Annotated in this window: 1 protein-coding gene and 1 pseudogene; both read left to right on the plus strand. The window is 59.5% G+C overall.

Translation table 11 applies throughout. The features are described from left to right. Nucleotides 1-374, plus strand: a pseudogene (locus tag HYX42_RS18790) (peptide-binding protein); the annotation flags it as partial. After that, the coding region (locus HYX42_RS18795; RefSeq protein WP_293405999.1) for a tetratricopeptide repeat protein at nucleotides 371-1,600 on the plus strand (1,230 nt) is incomplete at its 3' end. The pseudogene HYX42_RS18790 and the gene HYX42_RS18795, both read left to right, overlap by 4 nt.

Below are 1,600 nucleotides of genomic sequence, written 5' to 3' on the forward strand. Positions count from 1 at the left end.
AATATCTTGATCTTTTCAGTGAGGTCGATATCGCGCTCGATCCGTTTCCGTGTAACGGCGGGACCACGACCTGTGACGCGTTGTGGATGGGGCTGCCGGTGGTGGCCTTGGTGGGTGACACGTTCCTTTCGCGCGCGAGCTTTAGTGTGCTAACCGCGGCGGGTCTGGCTGAATTTGCCGTTAATTCGAGCGTCGATTATGTCGCCACGTGTGTGCGCTTAAGCGACGATCTATCGCGATTGGCGGCATTGCGCGCCGGCCTGCGGGCGCAACTCGCGGCGTCAGCACTGCTGGATAGCGCAGGCTTTACGCGCGCCCTAGAGCAGACGTTCCGCGGTCTATGGCAGCGGTATTGCGCGGGGCAGTCAGCATGAGCGCGCGTCCCGCAGTCAAGCGTCTGCTGAACGATGGGCTGATCCAGCATCAGGCGGGAAAACCGGCGGCCGCGGCCGCGTGTTATCGCCAGGTCTTATGTCGCGAGCCGCAACACGCGGATGCCTTACATCTGTTGGGGATCGCGGAACGCGACCAAGGACATCTACACGACGCCCTAAAGCACTTGCAACGCGTCGTTCGGCTACGGCCCAAATTCGCCGAAGCGTATGGCAATCTGGGCTTGGTGTATGCCGAGCTTGGCCTCGCCGCCGAGGCCGTGCAGAGCTACCAACGCGCGATTGAATTGAATCCGACGCTGGTCGAACCCCACTACAATTTGGGTAATCTTCGACGCGATCGAGGCGAATCCACGGCGGCTTTACACTGCTATGAAACGGCACTCGCGCGCCGTCCGTTCGCCGCGGGCTACGCGGCTTACGCCGCGTTGTTGTTGGAGTTGAATCGACACGCAGAAGCCGCGACGGCATACTGCGCGGCGTGTGAGCTCGCGCCCAATGACGCGGCGCTATGGAATACGCTGGGCACGGTATTGCAATGGCAACGACAGTTCGAGGCGGCGATCAGCTGCCATTATCGCGCCACGCAGATCGATCCCAACCTCGCAGAGGCCCATAACAATCTGGGCAACGCGCTGAAGGACCACGGGCGGCCAGCGGAGTCGCTAGTGTGTTATCGACGCGCCTTAGACCTGGCTCCGAATTTAAAAGCGGCGTGGAATAATTTGGGCAATGCCTGTCTCGCGTTAGGACAGGGCGGCGACGCGCTGCTGGCTTTTAATCAAGCGTTGCGGATCGATCCCGGGTTCGCCGACGCGCATTTAAATCTCGGCAATGTGCTCAAACTGCGCGGCAATCTGGCCGAGGCGACGTTTTGTTTTCGCCAAGCGCTGGCGCTGAAGGCGAATTTTGTCGAAGCGCATAACAATTTGGGCGTGGTGTTGACCGAACAAGGCCAGCATGCAGAAGCAGTCGCCGCGCTCGAAACGGCATTATCGCTTAACGTCGAATTCGCGGAGGCGCACAACAATCTGGGCAATGTGTATAAGAACCAAGGCCGCCTTGGCGAGGCCCTAGCGAGTTTTCGCCAAGCGCTGGCGTTACGTCCGGCCTATCACGCGGCGCATAGCAATTTATTGTTCACGCTGAATTATGTAGATGGGGTGAGTCGACAGGAGATCTTCGACCTGCATCGCGACTTCAACGCG

Origin of the sequence: Polaromonas sp. (assembly GCF_016185115.1) — a bacterium.
GTDB lineage: Bacteria > Pseudomonadota > Gammaproteobacteria > Burkholderiales > Burkholderiaceae_C > Polaromonas.